Source organism: Paenibacillus sp. V4I5, from assembly GCF_030817255.1.
Classification (GTDB): Bacteria; Bacillota; Bacilli; order Paenibacillales; family NBRC-103111; genus Paenibacillus_E.
On record NZ_JAUSZB010000002.1, the window covers coordinates 3,683,969 to 3,709,289 of the forward strand.

The window sequence follows — 25,321 nt, forward strand, 5'->3', positions numbered from 1 at the left end:
GCCTCCTCAAAACATCCTATCATTCGATATGTATTGCTCACCAACAACTGCCCAATAATTATTATCTAAAATTTCAAAGCTGCCCCCATAACCGTAACGAAACTCTTTATATTTGGATTTAAACTGTTCTATTGAGACAGCACCCGATTTTAATATTTCTTTTATATCCTCGACATCCTTATCTAAACCTCGACCAAGCTTAACTAAGGCAACATCCAACAACCCTAACGTGTACACTAGAATACCATTAAAATCCGCTTTTAATATCAACCGATCTCGATAATCTTCACAGAGAAAAAGTATACCTTCATTAACAATTTGAATATCGTACTTTGAGTAACTCGCCACCCGAGTGGTATTTAAAATATCGACATCCGTAGTTTTCCTTTCGGAATCGATTGTGAGAAGAATGGAAGCAGCGCCAATAACAATGATGGTCGTACCTTGATGAAGTTCTTTGGCAAACATCTCTAATCTGCTCAAAATATCCTCTTTCGTTAGACCATCATCCTTGTCAAATAGATTGATTAAGTCCATTCTACCATCACCTCTTGATACTCATTATACCCGACAAAAATGGTAATGAAAATAAGGAAAGACACCTGCCTATATCACGCAGGGCTTCCCTTTTTTCGCATTTTATAAATTCATTCTTATTTACCAGACTGCCCCTCAGTCGCCATAGCGACTTTGATCATTTCATTCGTAGGCAAATCGCCAGTCGACAATCTGAACTCTACGCCGTCATTCGTCCAAGTGAGCGTCTTTTTCTCATCCCCCGTGAGCACGCCGATCGTGAATCCAAGGTCCACAATGTCGCCTGGTTGCAAGGAAACTGATTTAGCCTGTGGTCTTACCTCGATGAGACTGAAGTTGTACTTCCCTTTGTATCTCAAAAGAACTGCTGCGTCCTCACCAAGCTTCATATCCGTGATATCCTGCTTCACCACATCTTTCGGCAGGTAGGATGGCTCGATGATACCGATACTCTGCGCTTTGCTTGCCGCGGCAGTCGACTTCGTCGTATCCAAACCTGATTTAGTCGCTGTAGCCTTTTGCCCACTTTGGGCTTGGCCTGCCGTTTGATCGGATTGTCCGCCTGTTGCAGACAGATTCTTATCTGTTACAGACTTACCACCCGTTGCTGGGTGATCGGCATCTGTCACGCTAACGTCAGCCATTGTAGGGAGTGTCTGCAAATTCCAGCTGGTCATATTGCGCTCCATTTGGAAATAGTCCTTGTCGAACTTAGCATCGAATTCAAAATTCGTAAAATTCACCTGAACCAACACATTCTTATTCACATCCGACACCTGAACCTGCTTAGGCGCCAGTGTCTTCTTATTCAGCCAAATTTTCTGGCGTGACAGCTGCTCATTTTGATAATTGGCTGCAACATCGAACACATACGCATCATTATCCGTCGTAAATTGGCGATCCTTATCGGCAATTATGCTCTTCGCAAGAGACTGGAACAAGTACACCTGCCCCTGATTCTCCGGCCAATCGCTTTGGAAGCGGAAGCTCTTCTTGAGATGCGGCGTCAGCACGAACACGCCCTCCTCATTACGCAGCACAATCTGCGTCACGTCCTTCCCCGCATTCGTAAGCGAAATACGATAGAAATGATCCGGCGAGTAAGCCACCTCCACCTGATACTCCTGCGGCTGCTGCCCTGTGTTCAAAATCATGCTTCCTGAAGCCTGATAGCTGCCCGACTTGCTGATCACATGATCCAAATCCTTTACAATAGATCCTGCATCCTTTTTGCCCATCCCGCATCCTGCGAGAACCAATGCTAAGCACATCACCACTGCTACTACCCATGTGACCCGGCGCATTCGATCATCCCCTCACTCATGATTAACATCAACATAGTACATGCATATGAGGGGACTTGGCCGATTATGCAGACGAGTTGGGGCTTGGCTAAATAAAGCAAAAAAAATGGCCACTCCAAATGGAATAGCCATTAATGAACTATTTTGAATGCTGCTAAAAATTGATCTCCGCATCTTTAAGCGACGGGTGCTTCTGATCCTTATCCGATAAAATGGGATTAGCTGTCGGCCAATCAATGCCAATAGCCGGGTCGCTCCATAATATTCCCCTGTCATGTATAGGAGAGTAATACTCATCCACCTTGTATAACACTTGAGTTTGGGGCTCCGTCGTACAAAACCCATGAGCAAATCCTTGAGGAACAAGAAGCTGGCGCTTATTAGCCGCACTGAGCGTAACGCCTACCCATTCACCGAAAGTAGACGAGTTTTTACGTATATCAACTGCCACATCATAAATAGCACCTGAAACAACCCTAACAAGCTTCGTTTGTGCTTTTGGATTCAACTGATAATGAAGCCCCCGCAAAACTCCAATTTCTACGGATAGAGAATGATTGTCTTGAACAAAAGGAATATCTATTCCATGCTCCGCCAATTTCGCACGATGATAACTCTCCATAAAAAAGCCCCGATGATCCTCATAGACATCAGGTTCAATAATAAATAATCCTGGCAGTTTTGTGGCAATAACATTCATCAGCTAGATCACCTCTGTAACTAACGTATGCATGATTATTTGGAATTGTCTCTGCTCTTGCCATCAATGGATATGCGCCTGCAGCCTCTTTATCCTCCAGGTTCCGACATTTTCAAAACAAAAAAAGAGACTGCTTTGAGCTATTATTAGCCTCAGCAGTCTCTTCATTTATGAGATACGTCTACCACATATACACTACACCGGCAATAATGGCCGCCCAGATCAGGGAGCCGAACACAACACCAACAATTAATCCTTTGCCAACTGACAAATGATCATCCTGGTAAGCGTCTTCATGATCGATCATAAAAATAACCTCCCCGCATACTAAGTATATGCATAGTATGGGGAAGATGTTGACGAATCATGCGGTTAATGTGAAAAAATTTTTAGTATGCATTTTTATTAATAAAACCGTTAATAATCGTTCTCCAAATAATTTTAATATCGAATAGAAAAGTCCAATTTTCAATGTAGAAAATGTCGTGCTTGATGCGTTCCTCGATAGAGGTATCGCCTCGTAAACCATTGCTCTGTGCCCAGCCAGTAATACCAGGACGGATATGATGCTTCACCATATACTTTGGAACTTCTTCCTTGAATTGTTCCACGAAATAAGGACGCTCCGGCCTTGGACCGACGACACTCATATGCCCAAAAAGCACATTAAAAAACTGAGGCAGCTCATCAAGACTCGTTTTGCGGAGAAAGGTTCCGACCTTCGTTCGCCGCGGATCATTTTCAACCGTCCACTCCGTATTTGAGGCACTCTCTGCCAAAACATTCATACTGCGGAACTTATACATCATAAACCTTCTACGGTTCAGACCTACGCGCTCTTGCTTGAAAATGATCGGACCTGGAGAAGTTAACTTAATGGCAATTACGGATGCAATCATAACGGGCAACGTAATAAGAATAGCCACACTGGCGAAAACAATATCGAAAGCTCGCTTGAAAAGTCGATTCCGGAACTCATCCAGCGGGATATCACGAACGTTAATCAGCGGCATATCAGCAAAATTATCGAAATAAGGACGGGAAGGCAAGAAATCATAAAAGTCCGGTATAATAAGTGTTTTGACGCCAATTTTTTCACAGACATTGATAATACTGCCGAACTTTCTATGTGCATCTAGTGGTAGTGCGATGATAACTTCATCAATGATGAGGTCGTTCAGAATTGACTCCAGATCGTCTATCTTCCCGATAATTGGCTTATAGCTCTGGTATGTGATTTCGTGTTTCTCTTGATAATCATCAAGGAAACCAACTACTTCATACCCTAGCTCTGGGTGTTGTCTCAGCTTCGTGTAGAACTGGCGACCTAGTGTGCCTGCACCGAGAATTAAAATGAACTGCTTATTATAACCCTTTTGCCGGACTCGCTTTAGCGAGATTTTAATCATATAACGATAAAAACTGATGAAAAGGATATTGTTGACTAAGAATAATAAGAGATAAGAACGTGAGACGTCGACTTCTTTTAAAATGAACAAGACGCTTAACAACAGCAACAAACTAAATGAATGAACTTGAATAATTTTAAATACCTCATAAGAGAATTGCTTCCTTCGCTTAGGTGTATAAAAGTTCATCATATAACTGAGTATAATTGCTATTATTGCATAACAGACACTCCACATTATGTAATGCTTGAATGGAAGAGGAGAATCGAATGGAATCCAACCGCTTCTAAATTTCAGCCACCATGATAGTAAGAAAACAAGCTGAATACATATGAAGTCGGCCAGTGCATAAAGTTGTGTTAGGAACCCCTGACTCTGTCGAATCAATGTAAATCACCTCGCTGGACGTAGTTTATTTCTTACTAAGGAGAGTATGAATTTCAAGCTTACACCTGCATATACCATCGCGTTCGTTAACCAGGAATACTTCTTACGATAATGCTTATTATGAAACAAAATCATAGCCCTGTGGAACTCATATATGATCTTAAAAGGCTTCCTACGACTGCTTGCGCCTTTGTGATGGACAATTTGAGTGCGAGGGTAATAATAATTTACCCAGCCCGCTTCCTTAATTCTATAACACCAATCTATATCCTCACCATACATAAAAAATTCCTCATCAAGCATCCCCACTTGCTCGATAGCCTCGCGGCGGATTAACATGAAGGCACCGACGAGCGAGTCGATGGGATATTCATCATCAGGACTTAAGTATCCTAACTGATATTGGTTGAAGCGCGGGATCTTAGGGAATAACTTCGAAAAACCAAACGCATAGTAAAAGGACGCTGAAGGCGTTGGAAAGCCCCGCTTACAGGCTTTGTCGAGTGAACCGTCTGGAAGCACGATTTTGCAGCCACTGGTTCCCACGTTAGTGTTCTCGTCCATGAAACGGAGCATGACATCCAATGTATCAGATTGAACGATGGTGTCGGAGTTCAAAAGTAGAACATAACGTCCTTGGGCGATGCCGATACCTTGGTTATTGGCTTTGGAGAAGCCAACGTTGTTGGTGTTTGCGATGCAGATGACTTGCGGGAATTGCTCAGTTGCCGCAGGGATGATGCCGTCATTTGAAGCATTGTCGATTAAGATAACCTCATAATTGTAATGTGTAGCTGACGAAAAAACAGATTGTAAACAAGCTAACGTCAGGTCGCGTGTTTTATAATTTAGTACAATAATACTTAAATCCACTTGAAAACCTCATTTTTATTGATTTCGTTACTTTGATTATAACATGGGTTTATAAATTTTAGATTAAAAAAAAGACTAGCTTCATTTAGCTAATCTCACTTAGGTTATTTTATAAACCATCTGTTGATTTCAAAAGTCGCTACTTTTTGCTTACTTTGAATGATGCTTCTCTTTCTCCTTAGCTCTGAATACTTACGAAAAAAATCACCCCAAGCCCCTAACAGCTTCGGTTCCCGTACAATAGCGTAAACAATGCTAAGGCACTCATATACAACAAGAGGAATGATATGCTTTAGAATCATCGTGGTACGATCATTCTTCACCATCATTTTGTATCGATTAATGTACGATAATCTCCTGATAAAAAGCGGCTTACTGCTCCTAGCGCCTTCCTTCCAACCTCGTTCATGATATGCAATAGCTGATGGCTCATAGTAAGCCTTCCAGCCTAGTAACTGCGCCCGCCAAGCCACATCCACATCTTCTTTATACGCAAAAAAATCCTCATCAAAAAATTCGCCATTTAAGCTAATGTCATTAATCATTTCACGCGAGTACATAGCAGCTGCACCAGAAACACCAAAAACCTCTTCAGCATGCTCGAACTGTTCGCTTGTCTGATGTGCACCGCGGTCAAAGGCTCTGCGTGCCTTGTTAATCACTAGCCCCGTACTATCAATGTGACTAGGATCTGTTTTGAACAGCAGTTTTCCTGTTGCACTGCCTGCTTGAGTATGATTATTAAATGATTTAACAGTATTAAGTACATAATCTGGCTCAAGAACTACATCAGGATTCAGAATAAGACAATAATCTGTGTCTGCCATCCGTATTGCCTGATTATGTCCTCCAGCGAATCCGTTGTTCATGGAATTCTTAATAAAACTGCACTTCTCCGACCATTTTCCTAATTTCTCTAGTGTATTGTCCTTTGAAGCATTATCAATAATTACTATCCGTTCAATCGGATGGGATTGCCTAAGAACAGCTTCCAAACAATTATCGATATGTTCAGAACTATTGTAAGTAACAATGTGAACACTAACGGTTTTCATCCTTACTCTCTCCTAGCTCCTTCAAAAATGCTCTAAGCCCCTCACGCCAAGGTCGTAAATCTTCAAAACCATTAGCACGGATTGCTTCATGTTCCATAGCAGAATTTCGTGGTCTTGGAGCAGGTCGCGGAAATTCTTCTGTCGTACAAGGATCTACCCTTATCTTTACACCACTTTCTTCAAATATGGCACAAGCAAATTCATACCACGAACAAACACCCGAATTAGAAGCATGATAAATGCCATAACGTTCAGTCTGTATCAGTATTTCAAGAAATAAGGCAAGATCCACAGTATAGGTCGGTGAACCGAATTGATCACTTACAACCTTTAAAGAATCTCTAGATTTGGCCAAATTCAACATAGTTTTCACGAAATTGGCGCCATAAATCCCATAGACCCAAGAGGTTCTCACAATGAAATGTTTAGATGATAGCGATTCGACATGCTTTTCTCCAGCTCTTTTGGACTTTCCATAAACACTTTGAGGATTGGTTTCATCATCTTCTCTGTAAGCACTCGTAGCCGTACCATCAAATACGTAATCCGTGCTAATGTAGCAAAATTTCGCCCCAATATTCTCTGCTACAACTGCAAGATTTCTTGTTCCATCGGCATTAATACGATAAGCCATTTCTTCTTCCGTCTCAGCAAGATCAACTGCCGTGTACGCAGCACTATGAATGATAACATCTGGTTTCAAGGCTCTCAGAACCTCTAGACATTGACTTTCATTTGTAATATCTAGCTGCTCTCTCCCAAGACCGTGAACCTCGTGGTGCTTAGCTCCTAGCAACTTAACAATATCTTGCCCAAATAGGCCATTTGCCCCGGTCACTACGATTCTCATTATTTAGCACCCAACCGTGAGCCGTATTGCTCAGCAAAATATTTTCGATACTTACCCGTCTAAATTCGTTTCTATTAGTCTTGATTATCCATGTACTTTAGTTTAATACTCGCAAGGCTCCTGTTTCTAAACATAAAGAACTATTTTCACCTTCTTGGATTATACTGCTCCATTAAATGCTATTTTTGCAAGCACACTGGAACAATCCCAAGCGATTATTACCGGCGACTGAAAGCTGAGGAAAAACAGCAACTATGTTAGTATATAAACGAATATGGCTGACAGCAAGAGTTCTATGATTAAAATATGATTGTGTCAACCATTAGCATAATGATGGGAATAATATTCGCATGTTTCTTTTAAGCCATCTTTTAACGTATAAAGCGGCTCCCAGCGTAAGTCCCTGCGTGCTGCTGAATTATCCAAGCAACTGTGAATGATATCCGCGGATCTCATCTCTTTATAAATGGGAGTGCCTTTGTGATTATATAATAATGAAATCGTAAGTAATAAATCATTGACTGTAGTTTGAAGGTTACAGCTAATATTATAAGTCCCTTTGCTACCTGAATTAAGGGCTGCAATATTAGCATTTGCTACATCTTTGACGTAAATAAAATCTCTCGTTTGTTTACCATCACCATAAATAATTGGCTGCTGTAAACCTAAGATTTTGTCAATAAACATAGAGACAACTCCACCTTCTCCCTTAGGATCTTGTCTTACACCATAAACATTTGCATATCTAAGTATTGTATAGTCAAGATCGAACTGTTGAGAAAATACTTCTAAATAATGCTCAGGTGTATGTTTTGATACCCCATAAAATGACAATGGAGCAATGGGATGCCTTTCATCCACTGGTAAATAGATAGGATTACCATAAACAGCAGCTGACGAAGCATAAATAATTTTACGAACCCTTGCAGCTTTGCAAGCTTCTAGCAACTTTATTGTTCCAACAACATTAATTTGTGCATCAAAAGCAGGTCTTTTAATGGAGGTTTGAACATCGATTTGAGCAGCATGATGAATGATAACTTCTGGGTTAAAATCTAATAAGATGTTAGTTAGCTGATCATCCAAAATATCTTCTTTGTATACAACCGCTTGTGAGTTAACAAATTCCTCTCGTCCTGTGGAGAAATTATCTAATATTGCAACGTGATTTCCTTGTTCAATTAATAAATCAACAATATGGGAAGCAATAAAACCCGCCCCTCCAGTAACTAGCACCTTCAATATAGTTCCCCCAATGTAAAATCTATAAATTAATGGGCATATTATTACTAAGATCTTAACAACGTTCTTAAGATGATATTAGTCTTGAGATGACATCAAAATGCGATGATAATCTATCGAAAAGTGATTAAGAGACTGCTCTCCTGCTCATTTTGAATTATTCACTTTAAGTTCTTTTAATTATCTAACTCTCCTGTAAAGCTTAAAACCAGTACCATCAAAAAACATAATTATACTCATACACCTAGACGCGACCCATATTGTTGGGCGAAGTATTGTTGATACTCTCCAGATTGGATCCGTTTCCACCAAGCCTGATTATCTAAATACCAACGTATCGTTTCATGAATGCCTGTCTCAAAATTATGAAAAGGCTTCCACCCTAGCTCGGTACTAATCTTCGTTGCATCTATACCGTAACGACGGTCATGTCCAGGGCGATCCTTTACATACTGAATGAGAGACTCTGGTTTCCCAAGCTCACGGAGAATCGTTTGTACAATGTGTATGTTTGTTCTTTCATTGTTACCGCCAATGTTGTAAACTTCACCGTTTACGCCCTTATGTAACACCAGATCAATTGCGCTACAGTGATCTTCAACATACAACCAGTCTCTAATATTCAATCCATCTCCGTATATCGGAAGAGGCTTGTTATTTAGAGCATTTGCAATAATTAGCGGAATCAGTTTTTCAGGAAACTGATAAGGCCCATAGTTATTCGAGCAACGCGTAATGTTAACTGGGAGTCCGAACGTCTCATGGTAGGCGCGAACAAGAAGATCGGAACCTGCTTTACTTGCGGAATAAGGGCTGTTCGGAGCAATGGGCGTCTCCTCGGTGAATAGACCAGTCTCACCCAAAGATCCATAAACTTCATCCGTGGAAACGTGAACAAACTTTTTAACGCCAAACTTTTTAGCGGCATCCAATAACACTTGTGTACCAAGGACATTCGTCTTTACAAAAACTTCCGGCTCCAGGATACTTCTATCTACATGGGATTCCGCAGCGAAATTAATTATAGCATCAATGTCATCCGAGACTACTTTTTCGATTAATGGTCTATCAGTAATGTCACCTTTAATAAATTGATAGTTAGGTACAGCTTCAATTTGTTTCAAGTTTTCCAAGTTACCCGCATAAGTTAAAGCATCGATGTTTATAAATTCATATTCGGGATATTTACCCACCATATATAATAAAAAGTTACTACCTATAAATCCTGCGCAGCCAGTTACAAGAACCTTCAATTTGATTTCTCCTTAGTCAAAATGGATTACTGCATCTTTTAGCAGTGGGTGTAATTTATCTCTGTCCGATAAAAGAGGAGTAGATGTTGGCCATTCAATTCCTATCGCTGGGTCATCCCATTTTATACCATAATCATGTTCGGAAGAGTAGAATTCGTCAACTTTATACAAAACTTCAGTATTAGGTTCAAGGGTACAGAAGCCATGGGCAAATCCCTTTGGAACTAACAGTTGATGCTTGTTTTCTTTGCTTAGTATGGTTCCAACCCAGTTACCGAATGTAACTGAAGTTTTTCGAATATCAACAACAACATCAAAAATAGAGCCTGCAATAACTCTGATCAACTTTGTTTGTGCTTTAGGATTAAGCTGGTAGTGCAACCCTCGTATAACACCTTTTGATATAGAGAGGGAATGATTATCTTGCACAAATTTATTGTCGATATTAAACTTTTGAAATATAGATTCATTATAGCTTTCCATGAAAAAACCGCGATTGTCTTCAGAAAACGAAGTTTTAATAATCAAAACCCCATCCAACTTTGTTTTCATAATTTCCACAAATTTTTCCTCCCCTCAAAGCTTCAGTTTAACGAACTTCCCCCCATTATTGATTATTTGTTATTTTCCCTTAATAATATATTTACTAAGAAGAAATGTGATAGGTATTGTAAAAATAATAACAATTATTGGTGCAAATGATATAATTTTATTATTTATATGTTCTACTAAAAAATACAAAACACCTTCACTTATTAAAAACTGAACAATATAAATAAAAGGGAAGCTCATCGCTTTTTTTATAGATACTTTTTCACTAAAAACATAATAAGTATTCATAAAATATGAAAAAATAATACCTAGTAAATAAGCGAAGCCATAGGAAATTAGATAATCAAAATGCATTAACATTAATAAATATATGATATAGGTTAATAGAAAATTCAAAGCGCCAATTATTAAAAATTTTAAAAATTCTTTATTCAAAAATCTCGTCAATAATGTATGCAGGTCTCTTTCTACTCTCATCTAGAATCCTCCATAAGTATTCACCAATTATCCCCAGCATAATCATTATAATTCCCAACAAAAAGGTAATAATTGCTATTAGCGAACTCCAACCTTGCAGTTCGATTGTCCCAAATAAAGCGTTTGTTATAACAAAAATACCATAAAGAAAGCTCATTAATGCAGTTATTACTCCAATCAAAGACATAAATCTTATAGGAGCATAGGAGAAACTAACAAATGAGTCTATAAAAAGTTTGATTTTCTTCGATAATGTCCATCTTGATTTCCCCAGCTTTCTTTCTTGTCTTACATAAGGAATACTTTCTCGATCGTGTCCAAGCCAAAAAATTAAACTCATAATATTTGTGTTTTTCTCATGTATTTGAGTTAACTCTTCGACTATTTGTTTATCTAGTAAAACAAAATCAAATCCGCCGCTCGGGTAATCCTTAAGTGCAAATTTTTCCATTAGGTAATAGTAAAAATTAGAAAATAGCTTTTGGGAAACTGACTCTTCACGGTCTGAACGAGTAGCCATGACTACTTTCTTCCCTTGTTTCCACTTATCAATCATTTCAACAAATAGTTCAGGAGGATCTTGCAAATCAGAAGCTATTATTCCGATACAATCCCCACTAGCGATTGTTAAACCTGCTTGGATAGCTGACATTGAACCAAAGTTTTTACTTAACTTAATTATTTTTATTCTAGAATCTTTTTTCTTATGTTGCAATAATAGTTCAAAGGATTTATCACGCGATCCATCATCAACAAAAATAAATTCAAGTTCAAAATCCGGTAATATATCTTGTAGATTTTGTAATCTAGGAATCGTATTCGGTATATTAAGTTCATTGTAATAAACAGGAACAACTATTGAAAATTTCTCTTTATCGGAAGTCATTTAGCGCCTCCACGACAGCTGCAGCATCAACTAATGGCATAACCGGGCTTATAGGAATACTCAAAATTTCTCGGTGAATCTTCTCAGACAGTGGATAGCTTTCATTGGCCCATTCTTTATATGCTGCTTGCTTATGTGGAGGAATTGGGTAATGGATTAAGGTTTGTATTCCTCTTTCCAATAAATATTGTTGAAGCTTATTTCTTTCATTAGTACGAATTACAAATACGTGCCAAACATGAGATAACTCGTTTTCCTCAACAAATGGCAGTGTCAATTTTTCATTATTAATATTTGCCAAATAATACTCTGCAATACTCCTTCTTATACAGTTATCATCGTCTAAATATTTAAGCTTAGTTCTTAAAACGGCAGCATGTAATTCATCTAAGCGACTATTAACACCTTTATATAAATTTTCATATTTTTTGTGAGAACCATAGTTTCTAAGAGCCCTTATGACATTCGCTAATGTATCGTCATTAGTTGTAATTGCTCCACCGTCGCCTAAAGCACCTAAATTTTTTCCCGGATAAAAACTAAAAGCTCCGGCATCAGATATATTCCCGACACGCCTTGAAGCGTATATGGCTCCATGAGATTGAGCGCAATCCTCGATAACCTTCAGGTTATGTTTTTGAGCTATTTCGTTAATTGGCGCCATGTTGCAAGCTTGCCCATATAAATGAACAACTAGAATAGCCTTTGTTCGTGAGTTTATTTTCTCTTCAATTTTTGATGGATCAATATTATAAGTTAACAAATCAGGTTCAACTAATACCGGAGTTGCATTATTTGCGGAGATTGCTAATAAAGATGCAATATAAGTATTAGAAGGAACTATAACTTCATCTCCTTCACCAATACCATATCCTCTTATAATTAATTCTAAGGCATCCAATGCATTGGCAGTACCGATACAATGCTTTGTTCCGCAGTAATTAGCAAACTCGTTCTCGAAAGCCTCTACCTCTTTGCCTAAAATGTACCAACCCGAATTAAGAACCTTTTGTACACTTTCGAGCAATTCATTTTCATGACGTAGATTAATTTGTTTTAAATCTAGAAAAGGAATCATAATTTTTCACCTATTATATTATTTATAATTTCATATTGTTTCCGGCATTTTATGCAAATTAATTTATCATTTAGATTTTCACCGCAGTTGCAAATATATTTTTTGAATTTCGCAGGATTTCCGAACCACAAAGTATTATTAGGAACATCTTTTGTTACAACTGAACCTGCACCAACCATTGCATATTTTCCTATTGTTAGTCCAGCAATAATTGTTGCATTTGCACCTATCGAAGCCCACTCTTCTATTATAGTTTTTTCAAATTTTTCTGGATATTGTTTAGATCTAGGCTTTAAATCATTAGTAAATGTCACATTAGGTCCGATAAAAACATTATCTGCTATCCGAACTCCATCCCAAATGTAAACTCCTGATTTAACAGTGACGTTGTTTCCAATTAGAACATCGTTCTCAATAAATGTATGATCATTAACGTTACAATTACTGCCTATTACAGCCTCTGGAAGCACATGAGAGAATGCCCATATTCTAGTGTTTTCGCCAATCTTAGATGACTCTACTATTGCATTGGGATGCTTAAAGTAACTCATGATCCATACACCTCAACAAATAATTTATAATCTCTGATATAGTCCTCCGAGTCATATAAATGCGATGCTAATACTAATAAAACACAATCCGGGGAGAAATCATACATCTCATGCCAATCGTTCGGCTCCAAAAGTAAAATCTTGGTTGGCGAATCTAATGTTATATCCTTCTTTCGAATTAAATTATCCAAGTATACCTTACAATTTCCTGAAACGCAGATTAATGCTTGTCTCGTTTTATAATGAGCATGAAATCCCCTTCTTACACTAGTTTTAGTTTCATATATATAAAATACTCTATTTATTTCAAAAGGGATCGTCTTACTGGACTCTATAACAGATAGAAGGCCTCTTTCGTCTCCCAATTCACCGATATTAATTAACTCACTTTCTTGACTTCTCATAACCATCCTCCAATTATATGATCTGCCTCTTCGAAGACAATAATTTTCTACAAATAAATATAGAAACGCTGTAAAAAATAGTTACAATTAAAAATAAAAGAATACAGTGTATTGTGTAATCCTGATGATATTTGAACCATTCTTCAGATAACCCTAAGATAGGTTTATCGATATATATACCCAAAGAAACATTTCTGAATATAAATATATAGTATAGCCCTGTCAGTATAACTACTGTTGATAGAGTACCTAAATAAATGATTAATCTTGATTTTATATGTTGCATGTTAAGTTCTCTAATATCTTTATAAAGATAACCGACACCTATCATTCCAAATATAACTAGGTAAGGTAAGACAGGGAGCATATATCTATCAACAGCAAAATTAGCCAAACTATTGAAAATAACATGTGATAAATTAATAATGATAAAAATAAAAGCTGTTAGCTTGTTTTTAAGAGAAGTGTTTGCTAAGGGGATATATATCCCCCCAAAAAATAGCAATCAGAGTAAAAAAATAGAATTTAATAGTGCTAGGCAAATAAGGAAGAATATTATTAAATCGTATTTTTTCGTCAAGCGATTGATATCCAAAATAATTGTGCTCTGCCCTAATCGAAGAATTTTCGACGATTGTTTTTTTATCGATCAAAAAAATATTGTTGTTTTCTGGATTATAGTTCACATAAGATCCTCTAAGATCCGTATAATAATTATTAGACATATCATGAAGATAAATTTTCTTAAATTCATGAAAAAAATGATATCCATACGTTAGCGGATGAGAAAATACGCCCTCTTTAAAAATATCATAAGCAAGCTTATCTCTTTCACCGACATTTAAATTCGGGGTATGCTTGACAATTCTCATTAATATTCCATCTGGACTATACCCCATAAATTTAGCGAGACTTATCAATTCGCCATTATATTCAGTGTTTACATGTTGTACTGGTTCTTTAATAAGATCTTTATATTCTTGATAGTTCGGTGAAGTGAAATCGACTAAATTTCCTGCCGTTAACGCTAATCCTAAACCATTGATGGCTGTAGTACCGAAATAGTCAAATTTATACCAGTTCCAACTATTCCATAAGGTAATTATCAAAATAATTGGAGATATATAAATAAAAGCTTTCTTCAAAATCATTTTAAATGAATTTTTATTTAGTTTACTTATTATCCATATAATGATTAAAGAGATTGGTATCAAATAATAACCCGCTGGTCTAATCATTACAAGTAGAGCAACAAAAATCCCCCAACGGAAAACATCTTTTATTTCAATTTTGTCGTTCCCCACGGAAGTTATTAAATCCTTAACATATAACATTAAGACAAAAGTAAACAAAATTTCCGTTAGAACAGTATGCTCATAAATTAGTAAATGCGGCGAAAATAATAATAGCGTCATGCCTAAATAAGCAAAAAATTTATTAACAAATCTTCGAATTAAATTATACACTAGGATTGAAATATAAATCCCTATTAAATTTTGTATGATTACTAAATAAATAGACTTATAAGGAAAGTAAATATTAATTAAGTAGATAAACAGTGCGTATCCAGGTGTTCTTTCGAGATTCGTTGTAAACAAAGCATCTTTAGTGAGAGCCATAGCAGTATGAAGATACCCACCACTATCATTAAAGAAAAAGGCAAATGGGAAATCAAGATGAAAAACAAACCTGACACCAATACCTAAAAAAACTAATAGATAAAATAGAAATCCATAATCACTCATCTTAACTTGCTTTGTTTTGGTTATTATTTGGAAAATAAAAAAGCAAATCAAAGCAGAAATGATTATTCTTATTACCATGTTAACCAGTATATTAGAAATTTGTCGATAGTTAAATTCTTCGTCCATAATTTTGTAATAATCATTATTTGCTTCCACTCTATACATATTTTTATTAGTGGATAGCCCTAAATTAGAAATTTCAATATTGGGTACAATTTTTATATAATTGATTTTTTCCTCAGGGAGATAAAAATAATAAGGATGATTTATAGCTATTTTAGGTTTGAATTCTTGATTAAACTGCACAGAAGTTGGGTTATACAAATCAAATTTTTCATCTTGACCATCCATATCGATATTTACAAAACCGGAATAATCGTGCTTCAAGAAAGTGATGTTTAGTTTGTTCTTATAAAACAAATCAATTGAGGCTGTGGATAATTCTGTTTGAGCATAAGAAATTAGAGCTTGGCGATTATTTCCCAAATTTCTTAACTCCCATTGCCCCTTTAACTGCAATTGACTTAATGGAACTTCTTTATCATCAATCTTTATACTAAAGATCCAAATCTCGGTTCCTTTGGAGCTTGGGTTTTTCTCCGATACACTTTGTATGGAAATATTATGTAACATCTCTTTTTTTTCATACTCAACAGGCAGACTTAAAGATTTTTCTTCCGTAAAATTGTTGTCCTTGCTGTAATATAATTTTATAAAATCGGCATGATCTATTTTCACATCTGCTTCGACCGTTGATTTTATATACTTAGAAAAACCATTACTAAAATAAATGACCATTGAATACAAAGATAGTATTATTGTCAAAAACAAAATTACCTTAACCCGGCTTTTAAAAAACACAGTATTTCCTCCATATTGAATGACAAATTTGCCACCATCATTAACCTATCCTTCCCGCTCTAACATTAGTTTAATTCCATCTCTCAAGCTTTTTTCAGGTCTCCAACTTAATGCCTGCGTGATCTTTGAAATATCTAACACATTAGTCTTTACATCAATACTTCTAGCATCTAAAAATTTAATTTCAGGTTTTTTATTTAACTCTTCAGCGATAACATTAACTATGTCAATTAAGGTGGAGCCTTGTCCTGAACCTAAGTTTAGTATTTTATTGCTTCCAGAATATTTGGGAAGTAAGGATAAAGCATTTATTACATCATCGATATATATATAATCTCTTGTAGTTAAACCATCTCCCCATATATGAATTTCTTCATCTTGCAATATTTTATGAATAAAAATTGGGATAACCCCTTGTCCATTCTTGCCGTTTTGTCCTCTACCATAGGGATTAGCTAACCTTATAATTTGATAGTCTAATCCGTATTCATGATAATAGTAAAATAAATACTTCTCTATAGTAAGTTTTTGTATTCCATAGGAACAAATTGGATTCGTTGGATATTCTTCAGGTATAGGATTCATCTCTGTTTGACCATAAACAGTTCCCCCTGATGATAAAAATATAATTTTTTTCACGTTAGTTTGGATGATGTCATCAAGTAAACGCAGTGTAGAACATACATTTGAACTAATATCAAAGACTTTATTAACATTAGAAGTTGCAGGAACAGTTGTACTAATAAAATGGTACAAAATATCTATGCCTTGCAGAAATGGCTTAAAATCACGTACTTGTGTAAAATCAGCTTCAATAAATTCTATTCCCGAACTATTGAAATCTATCTTCTTCATTGTACGATCCATGATTCTTACCTTGCATCCTTGCTCCAAAAGCTTTTGGCACAAATTAGAACCAATAAAACCAGTTCCCCCTAAAATTAACACATTCAATATATTCGCCCTCTTTTTGAAAGTAGTTTGATAATACCTCTAAATATTTTAAGGGAACGTCAACCTTATTTAAATATTTTATTCAGCTTGATCTTGAAAAAAGTTTTAATCAATCGATTTCCCCATTTAGAATTTGCAACCCTCATGAGCTCATATTTAACTACATTGTCATTATGAACGTCTCCTACTGGTTGCTGACCTGATGAGTATTCTACTGTTGGATGAGAAAATGTAGGATTATTCCATAAATAACCTGGTCCATTCGCCACTAATAAATTATATATCTCCAAACCAAACTTCTCGTATAATTGGGGATGATGTAAGGATAATTGATCTAATAAATAAGTAACCATTTCGCGATTAAACTGTCTCGACATCGATTCTGGTCTCACTCGATATTGTACTAGCGCTTCTGGAATACTAATCCCCGAACAACCATTTTCGCACATTGTTAACCAACCCTCATAGTCTTCCAATCCATATTCCATAACGGTCCGGTTCCATCCGAAGTTAATGAAGTCTTCCCTCCTTACAACTACAAAAGCCGTCAGCATATTCATACCGAGTAAATATGGAAATTCAGTATTAAATGTAGGCCATATTCCCGTTCTTGCACCAAAAAATTCTACCCAGCTATAAACGAATGATACATTTGGATAAGTTTCTAATAAATCAATTGCTTTTCCGTAGAATTCTGGTTGTATTAGATCATCGGCATCTAAAAAAGCTACATACTCTCCTTTTGCATGAGTTGCACCAACATTTCTTGCATTGGCAAGGCCGCCGTTTTCTATGTCTACAATACGAATTCGAGGATTATCTGATTTCCTAATTTCATTCAATACTTGTATTGCTTTTTGATCAGTTGATCCGTCATTGATTATAACAACTTCATAATTCTTATAAGTGGTATTAAGTCCACTATTTAGAGTTTCTAATATATAATCTGCTAAATTATAGAAAGGAATAACGATAGATAATAACCCTTTTTCACTGTTTATTGTTTTTATAACTTGTGATTTTGGTGGAATTGAGTGACTTACTGGATATAAGTTCTTGTTTCCTTGTTTAATTACTTGATAATATAAATTTATACGTTTTTCATAATTAGTTTCTAAATTACACAAATCCTTAATCCGCTCAAACCCATGCTGTCCTATTTTCTCTAAATCGTCATTTCCCCGTTGTAGTAGTTCTAACATTTTCGATTCAAAATCATTTTCCTGTTCCCAATCAAAGATGTAGCCATTTTCGCCGTGGTTTTCTATCATTTCAGACTGTCCACCACTTCGCGATACTATAACGGGAATTCCTGAACTCATTGCAATGATACAATTATATGGATAATTCTCATATAAAGATGGGATAACTGCAACTCTAGCATTTTTAATTTCATTATTTAATTGTTGGGGGGGCACAGATTCTTTGAAAATTAATTTCCCTTCCTTAATCCAACGATCATATTTCTTCTTTAACCATTCACCCAACTTAGTTGCTCTAGGATGAAAATAGGTATCGCCACCCAGCATAGTTAAGGTATAAGGATGACCCTGAAGCCATAATTTCTCCATACCTTTTATTAATTGAATCACACCTTTTCTATACTCACTTCTGCCCAAATATAATACATCCGTTTTATGGGTATATTTAGAATCCCATACTGCTTCTACAACAACATAGGGTAATGGAATAACTTTTATTTCTTGTTGCGGAGCGTAAGGCTGAATTTTATTTTTTAGAAATTCACTTTGTGTCACAACTGCATCCGCAGCATTTATGCAGTATTTTTCCATTTGACCGATCCAATAAGTTGGATATTCATATCTAGGCAATTGATTAATCCTTGCTAATTCAAATGTCGGAGTATGCAAGTGAACTACAATTTTTGTATTAGCCAGCCTTGGATCCTTTAAGTATTTTTTTTGTAATAAATAGTATCCGATTGCATTATAATCTTGAACTTCTATTACATCAGGAGATGCGCCATCTTTATCTATTAATTCCAACGTTTCTTCGGCATATTGATATGCTAATGCAGCCCAATATCCTAAACATTGATACTGGGCTCCTACCATGTGTAGAAAACGTATAACTCTAAGATTTTTCTTAGGGTATTCCATTGTATATCCTTTTGAATCTCTAACAATAACTGTTACTTCATGATCTTTATGTGAAAACATTGAAGCCGCTTGCTCTATATACATAGAAATTCCTCCACCAAAATCTGGAGGATATTCACTTGTTAAATACCATATCTTCATTATGTTTTCTTCCCTCTCTTCCCAGTTATTAACTGCTTCACTAGGAACTTTTTATTCTGTAATAGTTCAGTAACTTCTTTTAATTCTATTGTTTTTTGCTCCAACTTTCCTTTACCGTCTTCTGTTAGAGCAAATAGATTTTTAATTTCACGGTCTTGCTCTTCTAATTGCGCTAGTATTTTGCTATGTTTCGATACCATTATTTCCCATTCATTTAAAATACGCTGATTTTCTAGATTTAAATTATAAATTTGCTTATTCAATTCTTCATTAATCTTAGTGCTATATTCCCATTCTCCAAGAATCCTTTTGTTTTCTTCACTAAACTTATTAATATCGTCATTTCGCTGTTCATTAATTTTTGCTAAATGACTCCATTCTTCGGTCAACCTTTTATTTTCTTTGATGAAATATTGAACGCGATCCACATTTTTCAGCAAAATATGTTCTAATATGTCTTCTTGTCTTTTTACGTCTCCAGCTTTATATTGCTCTATTACGCTTTTATAGTATTGTATTTGAGCTGGATAAATATTGGATAAAGCAAAATCTTCTGCACGTTGTTTCGACAAGGAACTCAAGTGATTCCGTTGTTGCTCATCATTTAATAACTCCGTCAATTTTATATATAAATCAAAGTAATCATCATTAGAGAATGAAATACCATAATTATCATCAACATCAATAATTTCCATCATCGCCGTATTATTACTAACAATTACGGGAGACCCCATTGTCATGGCTTCCACGCATACATTTCCGAAGCCTTCAAATCTGGAAGGAAAAACACTCACATAGGCATGCCGATAATAATGAAATAAGTCTTCTTGCAGCATAGGCATCTTCCACACAAAATTATCGTGTAGATCCTTGGGGATTAGTTCAATCAACTCATCCTTCACCATTTTATTACTTCTAAGGTTAAGTACATCTTGTCCTATAACTACAAAATAAATATCGTTTTTATGATTTTCCAAATATTTAATTGCTGCTTTTACAAATAAATCTATACCTTTTCGTTCCTCTAATCGCCCAACATATAGTACGTAATTCTTATGTAAGATTTGCTTTACATTTATTTCGGAGGAGTTGATATCAGGGTTGTCGATCATGTTATATATAACGTGTATGTCAGACCTTTGTAATCGATTTGCTATCGTATCTTTCATAAAATAACTAATAGCACAAACATAGTCTACATTAATTATTGTATAGTCTTCTTGTAAAGTTAAATTTGTTTCTGGCTCTTCAATTTGGTTCGCCAAATTACATTCATAAGTTGGTGTATGCAACTTAACGACAAATGGGATGTGAGCGAATTCGCCTCGTACTTTTTTATATAAAATTGAAAAAAAGGCTTCTCCAAAGAAATCAGCAAATTCAATTAAATCAATTTCATAATGATTTACAAGTTGTTTTAATTTATTGTACACGCCATATGAATAGGCATAATTAAAATCTTCAAATAAAAGCGCTTCTTCCCCTAAATCTACGCCTATTACTGTAACATTTGTGTTATTATCCAACCGCCTAATATGTTCCATCTCATTTTCTTTTGAGGTAATAATATACACATTATGGCCGTTCATATTAAATGATTTAGTTAAGTTATAGATATATACTCCAATGCCCGCTTTTTGAAAGGGATATAACTCTCTAGAGACTAAGCATATATTCACATTAATCTACACCCTTTAAATTGATAATAATATCAATTTTTTTTTGATTGGCACTGTATAAATCGACTTTTAGAACGACTTCATCATTTTTTACGATTTCAATATTGCCGCTCCATGGATGGGATAAGCATTTTAATTTAAGCGTTTCTCCGACAATCTCAAATTGTAATTCAGCTCCAATTTCACTTGCAATTAAACAAGTACCAGTAGGTGCGCTTTGATCCATTCTTGTTATCCATTTATCATCTCTTTTTATTTTATTCAAATCTATGGCCGGAATCTCATCAGACGTAATATGGTAAATCCATACTTCGTTTCCATTAGAATTTTTATTTATATTATTGCCTATTCTCACTTTTATTAATACCTTTTCATTAGCGGCTGCATTCAATATCTTATTTTCACCCTCAGTTAAAATAGTTTCCAACGTATGTTCGCTTTCTGTTTTTTTCTTTTTTAATAAATTATAATATTCAGTAATCTCATTCATCTCTTGCTGAATCATATGCATCTCATTATCAATTTGGGTTTGTTTCAACAATTGATTAGATATTATGGAATTTTTCGAAAGAAGAATGGTTGCAAATTCTCGACCTATATAATCTCTGAAAAGCCTTTTTCGAATAATAGGGTATTTTTCGAAATCCTCTACATACCATTCGCTTTTATGTTCTTCGTATTTATTTCCGTATAAATCCCCTTGTTCCCAGTTCTCACCGAGTGGAATATTTATCATCACATAATCTGACATTTCCAGTGCCATATTTAGCAACTTATTTCCTTCATCTTTGTAGAAGTGTTCTAAAACATCTCCAAAAATGATTAAATTGTATTTTTCTTTACATGAACTAAAATAATCACTGGCATCTATTTCCCATATTTTTGTGTAAAAATTCTTATGATATTCATCAATATTTGCTGAAAATGCCTCTATCCCCTCAATTCTTGTATCCCATGTTCCCCTTTCTACCTTTCCATTCCATACGTCTAAAAACTCTCTGCAGATGATTCCCCATCTTCCAAAACCTACACCCACATCCAGGATCGATTCTGGCTTTATTCTTCTAATCATCTCTATACAATAAGATACATTTTGCCAATTCGACGTTCCCATACTTTTTACCCCTTACTTTGAAATATCGTATTTAATATCATATTCCTGATAGTACATATACCAAACAGGACGTTTTGGATTATAAACGCTTTTGAAGGTATAGGCTAAGTCAACGTGATCTAGAATGGTTTGATCGGCAATATTTTTCGTATCATTTATAGTTGCGCCTAAACTAAAGGTCATGTCATGTTTCAATAAATTCGGAGCCTTGAATAATACCTTTATCTTTTCTCTTTCATTGATCGTCGGAAATGTAATGTTTTCTTCAATTGTAGTCGTTCCCGTTACGTCAATACCATTTTTATCGCGAATTCGAATACAGCAATTTAGATTATCAATTTGCTTATAAGCTTGCAAATCAATCTCAATACTCATCATTTCACCAAATTCGAAATGGTCAGCTACTTTTCCTTGTTCATTTATCATCGACACTTTTTTTATACGAACATCTCCTGTACCATAACGCAATTGCTCATATTTATTTGTATCGTCTTCTTTTGCTTCCTCTTCTTGTTTTATAATATCAGCTTCCATAGTCCCACTTATTTCACCTGTTTCAAGATTATGTAAAGCTAACTTATTCATAGATGTGATTTCTTTGGACTCTACCGTATATATTTTTTTTCTTGTGTCCATTAAATATATATCGGTAACCTCAATCGCACTTCCATCAGCCTTTATATTTCCATGCTCAAGGTAGATACAACGACTACATAGGCTTTTTACAGCGAATGTATCATGACTAACAAAAATGACAGTAACTCCCCGATCTATCAGTTCCTTCATTTTATTCATACACTTGTGTTGAAATCCCATATCCCCCACAGATAAGGCTTCGTCCACAATCAATAGATCGGGGTCTATGTTTATTGCAACTGAAAAAGCAAGCCTTGCGTACATGCCACTGGAATAAGTTTTCACGGGCTGATTTATGAAACTCCCCAAATCTGCAAACTCAATGATTTCATCTATTTTTGTTTGCATTTCTCTTTTGGTAATTCCCATAATCATGCCATACGTATAAATATTTTCAATACCACTATATTCAGGATTAAACCCCGCTCCTAATTCTAAGATAGCGGAAACCCTCCCATATACTTGTACATTTCCTGTGCTTGGCTGAACTATGCCTGTAATTATTTTTAATAATGTTGATTTTCCTGACCCATTTTTCCCTATAATACCAACATTTTCTCCTCTTGAAATGGAGAAATTAATATTATCAAGTGCACGGAAATCTCTATGATAACTTTTATTCCTAAAGCTTAATGCTTCTTTTAATCTATCAGTAGGATGTTTATACATTTTATATTTTTTGGATACATTACTGACTCTTATAATTTCGTTACTCATAGTTCCCCCTTCTTATAATACATCAGCAAAATGAGGCTTCAATTTTTTAAATATCATCCTCCCTAAAAAGAAGATAACACCTGTTGCAATCCAGAAATAAACAGTACTCATCGGTCTTTCCCAAAACCAAATCTTATTTACTAATGCATCTCTATAGCCTTGTACAATATAATATGAAGGATTCACTTTAAAGAAAAATAGCCACTTTGCAGATAAAATATTTTGATTCCAAACAATCGGTGTCAACCAAAAACCAAATTGTAATATAATTGTAACGATTTGTCCTACATCTTTCGAGAACGGTACTAACGACGATGTCAAATATGACAATCCTAGTGCTAGTATAAATATACAAAAAGAGTAGTAAACGATCTGTATACTATGAATAGTTATAGGTAAATTCACTAAAAAACAAATGATTAAGACCAATACAACAAAAAACAAATGTATGAATGTTGATACAATAATTTTTATTAGGGGCAATATATTTATATTAAACATTACTTTTTTAACTATGTAACTATATTCAACAACGCTCATCGTCCCCCCAATCAACGATTCTGAAAAATAAAACCAAGGAATAATCCCGCAAATAAACCAAATAATAAAAGGAACATCGTCTACGGGTGTCGTTTTAAATCCTACTTGAAATACAAACCAATAAATTACAATCGTCAATAGTGGCTGGATGAACGCCCATGTAATTCCTAAATATGATCCTGCATATTTATTTTTAAAATCATTTTTCGCTAAACTAATTATAGTATTTTTAAATTGATACAACTCTTTGAATAAACTCATTGTTCCTCCATCAGTCCATTGGTTAAAGACTACCTTACAATTAATTTATGCGTTATTTAATTATTGATTCTCACCTAACAACTTCTCGAGAAGAATCCATATATGAATTCTCATTCTTTTCTTGTAACAATCTCATTAGGTATTGACCATAATGTGTTTTCAATAGTGGTTGTGCAAGCTTTTTCATTTTATCTTTGTTAATCCATCCATTGCGATAAGCAATTTCTTCAATACATGCAATATATGTTCCTTGACGCTTTTGTACTGCCGCAACAAAATTAGAGGCATCTAACATTGAATCATGAGTTCCTGTATCTAGCCAGGCCATACCTCTACCTAATATTGTAACCTTTAAATTCCCGTCTTTCATGTACAAACGATTTAAATCAGTAATCTCAATTTCTCCACGTGCAGACATTTCTAAGCTCTTAGCTTTTTCTATCACTGTATTATCATAGAAGTATAGTCCTGGAATTGCATAGTTAGACTTTGGTTGTAGTGGCTTTTCTTCTATAGAAAGGACATTACCTTCTTGATCAAATTCCACTACCCCATAAGCCTTTGGGTCTTGTACGTAATACCCAAATACACATGCTCCATCTATTAAAGATCCTGATATTTTCAATTGATTTGTAAATCCATGTCCCCAGAAAATATTATCACCAAGCACCATGGCCACTTGGTCCTCACCAATGAAATGCTCTCCGATAATAAATGCCTCTGCTAGTCCATTTGGAGCGCATTGTACTAAATACTCGAATTGCATTCCTAGATCAGAACCGTCACCTAATAGTTCTTTAAAACCTGACAAATCACGTTCAGTAGAGATAATAAGTACTTCTCTTATACCTGCAAGCATCAATACAGATAATGGATAATAAATCATTGGTTTATCATAAATAGGTACCATCTGTTTTGATGTTGCTTTGGTCACAGGGTATAACCTCGTACCTGAACCCCCTGCTAGAATTATACCTTTCATAACTACCTCCTAT

Annotated in this window: 24 protein-coding genes; all 24 read right to left on the reverse strand. The window is 35.4% G+C overall.

What is annotated here, in order from left to right; all coding sequences use genetic code 11:
* Nucleotides 1–6: 6 nt before the first annotated feature.
* Nucleotides 7–537, reverse strand: coding sequence for a DUF6036 family nucleotidyltransferase (locus QFZ78_RS18600; protein ID WP_307549784.1), 531 nt, complete (start codon nucleotides 535–537; stop codon nucleotides 7–9).
* Between the two features lie 116 nt (nucleotides 538–653).
* Nucleotides 654–1,841: a LolA family protein gene (locus QFZ78_RS18605; RefSeq protein ID WP_307549786.1), complete on the reverse strand. Its 1,188-nt coding sequence runs from the start codon at nucleotides 1,839–1,841 to the stop codon at nucleotides 654–656.
* A gap of 154 nt (nucleotides 1,842–1,995) precedes the next feature.
* The gene (gene rfbC / locus QFZ78_RS18610; RefSeq protein WP_307549789.1) at nucleotides 1,996–2,541 is read right to left on the reverse strand and encodes a dTDP-4-dehydrorhamnose 3,5-epimerase; all 546 of its coding nucleotides are present in this window, start codon (nucleotides 2,539–2,541) and stop codon (nucleotides 1,996–1,998) included.
* A 181-nt stretch (nucleotides 2,542–2,722) separates the two neighbouring features.
* Nucleotides 2,723–2,848 carry a hypothetical protein gene (locus tag QFZ78_RS18615; protein WP_261302619.1) on the reverse strand — a complete coding sequence of 42 codons (126 nt, stop codon included), beginning with the start codon at nucleotides 2,846–2,848 and terminating at the stop codon, nucleotides 2,723–2,725.
* Nucleotides 2,849–2,930: 82 nt separating this feature from the next.
* A complete protein-coding gene (locus QFZ78_RS18620; RefSeq protein WP_307549792.1) occupies nucleotides 2,931–4,337 on the reverse strand; it encodes an undecaprenyl-phosphate glucose phosphotransferase in 1,407 nt (468 codons plus the stop codon).
* Nucleotides 4,338–4,343: 6 nt separating this feature from the next.
* A complete protein-coding gene (locus QFZ78_RS18625) occupies nucleotides 4,344–5,210 on the reverse strand; it encodes a glycosyltransferase family 2 protein (RefSeq protein WP_307549794.1) in 867 nt (288 codons plus the stop codon).
* 104 nt (nucleotides 5,211–5,314) lie between these two features.
* Nucleotides 5,315–6,265, reverse strand: coding sequence for a glycosyltransferase family 2 protein (locus QFZ78_RS18630; protein ID WP_307549796.1), 951 nt, complete (start codon nucleotides 6,263–6,265; stop codon nucleotides 5,315–5,317).
* Nucleotides 6,252–7,115 carry a dTDP-4-dehydrorhamnose reductase gene (rfbD, locus tag QFZ78_RS18635; protein WP_307549797.1) on the reverse strand — a complete coding sequence of 288 codons (864 nt, stop codon included), beginning with the start codon at nucleotides 7,113–7,115 and terminating at the stop codon, nucleotides 6,252–6,254. Before rfbD ends, QFZ78_RS18630 begins: the two co-directional genes overlap by 14 nt.
* A 315-nt stretch (nucleotides 7,116–7,430) precedes the next feature.
* Nucleotides 7,431–8,351: an NAD-dependent epimerase/dehydratase family protein gene (locus tag QFZ78_RS18640; protein ID WP_307555780.1), complete on the reverse strand. Its 921-nt coding sequence runs from the start codon at nucleotides 8,349–8,351 to the stop codon at nucleotides 7,431–7,433.
* A 242-nt stretch (nucleotides 8,352–8,593) separates the two neighbouring features.
* The gene (rfbB, locus tag QFZ78_RS18645) at nucleotides 8,594–9,610 is read right to left on the reverse strand and encodes a dTDP-glucose 4,6-dehydratase (RefSeq protein WP_307549798.1); all 1,017 of its coding nucleotides are present in this window, start codon (nucleotides 9,608–9,610) and stop codon (nucleotides 8,594–8,596) included.
* A gap of 12 nt (nucleotides 9,611–9,622) precedes the next feature.
* Entirely contained in the window at nucleotides 9,623–10,171 is a 549-nt protein-coding gene (gene rfbC / locus QFZ78_RS18650; RefSeq protein ID WP_307549799.1) for a dTDP-4-dehydrorhamnose 3,5-epimerase, read from the reverse strand.
* A gap of 60 nt (nucleotides 10,172–10,231) precedes the next feature.
* Nucleotides 10,232–10,639, reverse strand: coding sequence for a GtrA family protein (locus tag QFZ78_RS18655; RefSeq protein ID WP_307549800.1), 408 nt, complete (start codon nucleotides 10,637–10,639; stop codon nucleotides 10,232–10,234).
* Entirely contained in the window at nucleotides 10,590–11,525 is a 936-nt protein-coding gene (locus QFZ78_RS18660; protein ID WP_307549801.1) for a glycosyltransferase family 2 protein, read from the reverse strand. The genes QFZ78_RS18655 and QFZ78_RS18660 overlap by 50 nt, the downstream gene beginning before the upstream one ends.
* Nucleotides 11,512–12,603: a DegT/DnrJ/EryC1/StrS family aminotransferase gene (locus QFZ78_RS18665; protein WP_307549802.1), complete on the reverse strand. Its 1,092-nt coding sequence runs from the start codon at nucleotides 12,601–12,603 to the stop codon at nucleotides 11,512–11,514. The genes QFZ78_RS18660 and QFZ78_RS18665 overlap by 14 nt, the downstream gene beginning before the upstream one ends.
* Complete coding sequence (locus tag QFZ78_RS18670) at nucleotides 12,600–13,154, reverse strand: acyltransferase (protein WP_307549803.1); 555 nt, start codon at nucleotides 13,152–13,154, stop codon at nucleotides 12,600–12,602. Before QFZ78_RS18670 ends, QFZ78_RS18665 begins: the two co-directional genes overlap by 4 nt.
* Complete coding sequence (locus QFZ78_RS18675) at nucleotides 13,151–13,558, reverse strand: sugar 3,4-ketoisomerase (protein ID WP_307549804.1); 408 nt, start codon at nucleotides 13,556–13,558, stop codon at nucleotides 13,151–13,153. The genes QFZ78_RS18670 and QFZ78_RS18675 overlap by 4 nt, the downstream gene beginning before the upstream one ends.
* 455 nt (nucleotides 13,559–14,013) lie before the next feature.
* The gene (locus QFZ78_RS18680) at nucleotides 14,014–16,164 is read right to left on the reverse strand and encodes a glycosyltransferase family protein (RefSeq protein WP_307549805.1); all 2,151 of its coding nucleotides are present in this window, start codon (nucleotides 16,162–16,164) and stop codon (nucleotides 14,014–14,016) included.
* A 45-nt stretch (nucleotides 16,165–16,209) separates the two neighbouring features.
* Complete coding sequence (locus tag QFZ78_RS18685; RefSeq protein WP_307555782.1) at nucleotides 16,210–17,112, reverse strand: NAD-dependent epimerase/dehydratase family protein; 903 nt, start codon at nucleotides 17,110–17,112, stop codon at nucleotides 16,210–16,212.
* Nucleotides 17,113–17,183: 71 nt separating this feature from the next.
* Nucleotides 17,184–19,379 (reverse strand): glycosyltransferase, encoded by a 2,196-nt coding sequence (locus tag QFZ78_RS18690; RefSeq protein WP_307549806.1) that lies wholly within the window; start codon nucleotides 19,377–19,379, stop codon nucleotides 17,184–17,186.
* Nucleotides 19,379–21,058, reverse strand: coding sequence for a glycosyltransferase family 4 protein (locus tag QFZ78_RS18695; RefSeq protein WP_307549807.1), 1,680 nt, complete (start codon nucleotides 21,056–21,058; stop codon nucleotides 19,379–19,381). Before QFZ78_RS18695 ends, QFZ78_RS18690 begins: the two co-directional genes overlap by 1 nt.
* Nucleotide 21,059: 1 nt before the next feature.
* Nucleotides 21,060–22,172: a class I SAM-dependent methyltransferase gene (locus QFZ78_RS18700; protein ID WP_307549808.1), complete on the reverse strand. Its 1,113-nt coding sequence runs from the start codon at nucleotides 22,170–22,172 to the stop codon at nucleotides 21,060–21,062.
* Between the two features lie 12 nt (nucleotides 22,173–22,184).
* Entirely contained in the window at nucleotides 22,185–23,525 is a 1,341-nt protein-coding gene (locus tag QFZ78_RS18705; RefSeq protein ID WP_307549809.1) for an ABC transporter ATP-binding protein, read from the reverse strand.
* 12 nt (nucleotides 23,526–23,537) lie between these two features.
* Nucleotides 23,538–24,326: an ABC transporter permease gene (locus tag QFZ78_RS18710; protein WP_307549810.1), complete on the reverse strand. Its 789-nt coding sequence runs from the start codon at nucleotides 24,324–24,326 to the stop codon at nucleotides 23,538–23,540.
* A gap of 70 nt (nucleotides 24,327–24,396) precedes the next feature.
* A complete protein-coding gene (gene rfbA, locus QFZ78_RS18715) occupies nucleotides 24,397–25,308 on the reverse strand; it encodes a glucose-1-phosphate thymidylyltransferase RfbA (protein WP_307549811.1) in 912 nt (303 codons plus the stop codon).
* Between the last annotated feature and the right edge of the window lie 13 nt (nucleotides 25,309–25,321).

Bases quoted from the DNA above. Each gene is read 5' to 3' on its own strand.
- QFZ78_RS18600 (WP_307549784.1), bottom strand. From the start codon at position 537: ATGGACTTAATCAATCTATTTGACAAGGATGATGGTCTAACGAAAGAG.
- QFZ78_RS18605 (WP_307549786.1), bottom strand. From the start codon at position 1,841: ATGCGCCGGGTCACATGGGTAGTAGCAGTGGTGATGTGCTTAGCATTG.
- rfbC (WP_307549789.1), bottom strand. From the start codon at position 2,541: ATGAATGTTATTGCCACAAAACTGCCAGGATTATTTATTATTGAACCT.
- QFZ78_RS18615 (WP_261302619.1), bottom strand. From the start codon at position 2,848: ATGATCGATCATGAAGACGCTTACCAGGATGATCATTTGTCAGTTGGC.
- QFZ78_RS18630 (WP_307549796.1), bottom strand. From the start codon at position 6,265: ATGAAAACCGTTAGTGTTCACATTGTTACTTACAATAGTTCTGAACAT.
- rfbD (WP_307549797.1), bottom strand. From the start codon at position 7,115: ATGAGAATCGTAGTGACCGGGGCAAATGGCCTATTTGGGCAAGATATT.
- QFZ78_RS18655 (WP_307549800.1), bottom strand. From the start codon at position 10,639: ATGAGAGTAGAAAGAGACCTGCATACATTATTGACGAGATTTTTGAAT.
- QFZ78_RS18660 (WP_307549801.1), bottom strand. From the start codon at position 11,525: ATGACTTCCGATAAAGAGAAATTTTCAATAGTTGTTCCTGTTTATTAC.
- QFZ78_RS18665 (WP_307549802.1), bottom strand. From the start codon at position 12,603: ATGATTCCTTTTCTAGATTTAAAACAAATTAATCTACGTCATGAAAAT.
- QFZ78_RS18670 (WP_307549803.1), bottom strand. From the start codon at position 13,154: ATGAGTTACTTTAAGCATCCCAATGCAATAGTAGAGTCATCTAAGATT.
- QFZ78_RS18675 (WP_307549804.1), bottom strand. From the start codon at position 13,558: ATGAGAAGTCAAGAAAGTGAGTTAATTAATATCGGTGAATTGGGAGAC.
- QFZ78_RS18690 (WP_307549806.1), bottom strand. From the start codon at position 19,379: ATGAAGATATGGTATTTAACAAGTGAATATCCTCCAGATTTTGGTGGA.
- QFZ78_RS18700 (WP_307549808.1), bottom strand. From the start codon at position 22,172: ATGGGAACGTCGAATTGGCAAAATGTATCTTATTGTATAGAGATGATT.
- QFZ78_RS18705 (WP_307549809.1), bottom strand. From the start codon at position 23,525: ATGAGTAACGAAATTATAAGAGTCAGTAATGTATCCAAAAAATATAAA.
- QFZ78_RS18710 (WP_307549810.1), bottom strand. From the start codon at position 24,326: ATGAGTTTATTCAAAGAGTTGTATCAATTTAAAAATACTATAATTAGT.
- rfbA (WP_307549811.1), bottom strand. From the start codon at position 25,308: ATGAAAGGTATAATTCTAGCAGGGGGTTCAGGTACGAGGTTATACCCT.